The sequence below is a fragment of the Leucobacter chromiisoli genome, assembly GCF_016522505.1.
GTDB lineage: Bacteria > Actinomycetota > Actinomycetes > Actinomycetales > Microbacteriaceae > Leucobacter > Leucobacter chromiisoli.
This window is the reverse complement of record NZ_JAEHOH010000004.1, coordinates 1-4,110: the sequence shown is the minus strand read 5'-3', so window position 1 is coordinate 4,110 and position 4,110 is coordinate 1. Positions and strand designations below refer to the sequence as shown.

General features: G+C 69.1%; 3 protein-coding genes and 1 tRNA gene. 3 read left to right on the top strand and 1 reads right to left on the bottom strand.

The window, feature by feature from the left end:
* Positions 1–76: 76 nt before the first annotated feature.
* Positions 77–149: transfer RNA gene (locus JD276_RS03685), tRNA-Val, on the bottom strand.
* Positions 150–423: 274 nt separating this feature from the next.
* On the opposite strand from JD276_RS03685, the gene JD276_RS03680 reads away from it, so the two are divergent.
* Genes JD276_RS03680 through JD276_RS03670 form a run of 3 tightly spaced genes read left to right on the top strand, consistent with a single transcriptional unit; the run spans position 424 to position 4,026 of the window.
* Positions 424–1,779: an ABC transporter substrate-binding protein gene (locus tag JD276_RS03680; RefSeq protein ID WP_200114038.1), complete on the top strand. Its 1,356-nt coding sequence runs from the start codon at positions 424–426 to the stop codon at positions 1,777–1,779.
* Positions 1,780–1,795: 16 nt separating this feature from the next.
* A complete protein-coding gene (locus tag JD276_RS16105) occupies positions 1,796–3,151 on the top strand; it encodes an ABC transporter permease (protein ID WP_200114037.1) in 1,356 nt (451 codons plus the stop codon).
* Complete coding sequence (locus tag JD276_RS03670; RefSeq protein WP_200114036.1) at positions 3,148–4,026, top strand: carbohydrate ABC transporter permease; 879 nt, start codon at positions 3,148–3,150, stop codon at positions 4,024–4,026. Before JD276_RS16105 ends, JD276_RS03670 begins: the two co-directional genes overlap by 4 nt.
* Positions 4,027–4,110 lie beyond the last annotated feature (84 nt).

The window sequence follows — 4,110 nt, the reverse complement described above, 5'->3', positions numbered from 1 at the left end:
ACATGTTCCCCTTGGGGGTTGTGTAGGTCCGCGGCGCGGCGACCGCCAGGGCCTCCGGCGGTCGCCGCGCCTCCGGTGGGCCCGGCCGGGATCGAACCGACGACATCCACGGTGTAAACGTGGCGCTCTACCAGCTGAGCTACAGGCCCGTCGTCCGCGGAAACGGACCAGATCAGCTTACGGCATCGCGGGGGCGCGACGCGAAACCGGGGCGACCGCGGCGTGCGTCCCCTCGCCGCGCCCGGCGAACTCTACTCCCGGAAGGAACGAGATACAAGCGCAACCCGAGCCGGTTGAAGCCGGCGTGCGCCCGGCATAGTGTGAGGCGAGGAGGCGATGTCGCCCCCGGCAGGGCGACGGAATCATCCCAGTACCAGGCGGCGGTCGAAGACGACACCGCTCAGGATCGAAGAGGGAGTCCAGATGCACACGCAACGCATGTCCCACCACCGCTCATCGGGCCCGCGGCAGCGGCGCAGGGGGCGGCCGTTCTCCATCGCTATCGGAGCCACGGCCGGGCTCGCGCTCGCGCTGAGCGGCTGCGCCTCCGGCGGAGGGGGCGACGGCGCGTCCGAACCGACGATCGAGGGCGACTTCTCGGGGGAGACCCTGAACGTCGCCGCCGCGTGGTCGGGCGCCGAGCAGGAGAACTTCGAGGCCGTGCTCGACGCCTTCGAGGAGGCCACGGGGGCCACCGTCAACTACACCAGCTTCGGAGACAACGGCCCCACCTACATCCAGGCGCAGCTCGAGGGCGGCACCCCGCCGAACGTGGCGGTGATCGGGCAGCCCGCGCTCATGGAGTCCCTCGCGCAGAACGGCGACATCACGCCTCTCGGAGACGGGGCCTCGTCGGCGGTCGAGGAGCACTACTCGCAGTCGTGGGTGGATCTCGGCACCGTCGACGACGAGCTGTACGGCGTCTGGTTCAAGGCCGCGAACAAGTCGACGGTCTGGTACAACGCGGACATCTACGACGAGGCCGGAGCGGAGGAACCCGAGGACTGGGACGACTTCCTCACGCAGCTCGGCCTCGTCAGCGACTCGGGCTATGCGGGGATCTCCGTCGGCGCCGATGTCGGCTGGCCCCTCACCGACTGGTTCGAGAACGTCTACCTGCGCACGGCCGGACCCGACAAGTACGACCAGCTGACGAACCACGAGATCCCCTGGACCGATCCGTCGGTGCAGGAGGCGCTCGAGGTGCTCGCGACGCTCTGGGGCAGCGACCTGGTGCAGGAGGGCGGCGATCAGCGCGACTTCCCGACCAGCGTCACCGAGGTCTTCGGCGCCGATCCGCAGGCCGGCACGGTGTTCGAGGGAGACTTCGTGGCGGGCAACATCGCGGCCGACGGCAACTCGGTGGTGGGCGAGAACGCGCTCTTCTACGACTTCCCCTCGATCAACGGCTCCGATCCCGCGGTGGTGGGCGGCGGCGACGTCGCGGTGCAGTTCGACGACGGCGAGGCCACGGCGGCGCTCATGGAGTTCCTCGCGTCGCCGGAGTCGGCGTCGATCTGGGTGCCCGAGGGCGGACTGACCTCTCCGAACAACTCGGTGGACACCGAGCTCTATCCGGACGACGTCTCCCGGCAGATCGCCGAGGCCGTCGTCGGCGCCGAGGAGCTGCGCTTCGACATGTCCGACCTCACGCCGAGCGCGTTCGGCGGCACGCAGGGGCAGGGCTTCTGGCAGGAGATGATCAAGTTCTACCAGGATCCGAGCGACGTCGACGGCACGATGCAGCGCCTCGAGGCCGCTGCCGCCGCCGCGTACTAGGCCGGGAGGTGCGGACGTGAGTCGCACGCTCACCGTCCCGGTCCACGTCAGGGCCCGCGGGAAGGCACCCCGCGGGCCCAGGCGGACCCGGCGCGGACTCGTCATCGCCTCGTTCCTCGGGCCGGCGCTCGTCGTGCTCGGGGCGCTCGTGGTGTACCCGATCGTCTACACCGTCGTGAGGTCGCTGTTCGACCGAGGCGGCCAGCAGTTCGTCGGGTGGCAGAACTATGTGACGATGTTCACCAACGACACCACGTTCACGGCCATCAGGAACAACCTGATGTGGGTGCTCGTCGCCCCCGCAGCGTGCACGATCCTGGGCCTCATCTTCGCCGTGCTGCTCGAGAAGCTGGGCTGGAAGACGGCGTTCAAGCTGATCGTCTTCATGCCGATGGCGATCTCCATGCTCGCCGCCGGGGTGATCTTCCGGGGGCTCTTCCAGGAGAACCCGCAGCTCGGCGCGGTGAACGCCGCGATCGTCGGGGTGAACAGCGTCTTCAGCGATCAGGCGAGCTATCCGGGCGCGAAACCGCGCGACGGCTTCGGAGTGGTCGCCGATCAGGGCGTCATCGCCTCCGAGGGGGAGGTGGCTCCGGGCTCGGTGCAGGACTTCCCGCTGACGGGCGTGCGCCAGTCGAACGTGCCCGAGGAGGCCCGCGACGCGCAGGCCGTCTCGTCGGTCTCCGGCACCGAGATATCCGGAACCGTCTTCCTCGACGTCATCCGCGGCGGCGGAGGCGTGGACGGGGAGATCGAGGCCGGGAAGAAGGGCCTCCCGGGGATCCGCGTCGACGCGGTCGCCGCCGACGGATCCATCCGGGGCTTCGCGACCACCGGCGCGGGGGGCGAGTACACGATCGAGGGCCTCGACGCGGGGGAGACCTACCGGGTCGCCCTGCCAGCGGCGAACTTCGATGCGGGAGCCCAGGGGGTGTCCTGGTTGAGCTCGGCGTTCATCAACGCCGTGATCATCCTCGCCTACATCTGGATCTGGGCGGGGTTCGCGATGGTGATGATCGCCTCGGGCCTCTCGGCCATGGACCGCTCGCTCCAGGACGCGGCTCGCACGGACGGGGCCAACGAGTGGCAGGTCTTCACGAAGATCACCGCCCCGCTGCTCGCCCCGGTGCTCGTCGTCGTCTTCATCACGCTGCTCATCAACGTGCTGAAGATCTTCGACCTCGTCTACGTGATCCCCCCGGGCGCCTCGAAACCCGCGGCCAACGTGATCGCGGTCGAGATGTGGACGGTCTCGTTCGGCGGGGGCAACGACCACGGCCTGGGCTCGGCGCTCGCGATCCTCCTGCTCATCCTCGTGCTGCCGTCGATGGTCATCAACGTGCGCCGGTTCAGAGAGGAGCGGGGCCGATGACGGAACGGACGCTCGTCAAGCCGCCGCGCACGGTCGCGCAGCGCATCCTCGGCGCGCTCGGCACGGGCATCGTCAACGTCGTGCTGCTCGTCGTGGCGATCTTCTGGCTCGTGCCGACCGTCGGGCTGTTCCTCACGTCGCTGCGCAGCTCGGGGGACAACGCGTCGAGCGGGTGGTGGACGGTGTTCACAACACCCGCCGAGCTCACGATCGAGAACTACGCCAACCTGCTCTCGAATCCGACGATCACCGGATCCTTCTGGAACACGATCGTGATCGCCGTCCCGACGACGCTGCTCGTGGTGATCATCGGCGCGCTCGCGGCGTACGCGTTCGCCTGGATGCGGTTCCCGGGCAGGGACTGGCTGCTCATCGCCGTGATCGTGCTGCTCGCCGTGCCGCTGCAGGTCGCGCTGATCCCGCTCGCCAGGCTCTTCGGGTCGCTCGGGATCTTCGGGAGCGTGCTCGGGGTGATCCTCTTCCACACGGCGTTCGGCCTGCCCTTCGCGATCTTCCTGCTGCGGAACTTCTTCGCGCAGATCCCGGAGGAGCTGCTGGAGGCCGCGCGGATCGACGGCGCGCGCGACTGGCGGATCTTCTTCCAGGTCATGCTGCCGCTCGGGCTCCCCGCGATCGCGTCGCTCGCGATCTTCCAGTTCCTCTGGACGTGGAACGACATGCTCGTCGCGCTGATCTTCACGAACGCGGATTCGCAGCCCCTGACGGTGGCGATCCAGTCGCAGCTGAGGCAGTTCGGATCGAACATCGACGTGCTGTCGGCGGGGGCCTTCCTGTCGATGCTCGTGCCGCTCGTGGTGTTCTTCGCGTTCCAGCGGTACTTCGTGCAGGCGCTGCTCGCGGGGTCGCAGAAGTAGCGGGCCGCTCCGGCGCGAGGCGGAGAGACGGACGTGGCCCCCCGGGATGGGGGCCCCCCCGCCCCCGCCCACAACACCCCCCGC

Coding starts and splice junctions, on each gene's coding strand:
- JD276_RS03680 (WP_200114038.1), top strand. CDS start 424: ATGCACACGCAACGCATGTCCCACCACCGCTCATCGGGCCCGCGGCAG.
- JD276_RS03670 (WP_200114036.1), top strand. CDS start 3,148: ATGACGGAACGGACGCTCGTCAAGCCGCCGCGCACGGTCGCGCAGCGC.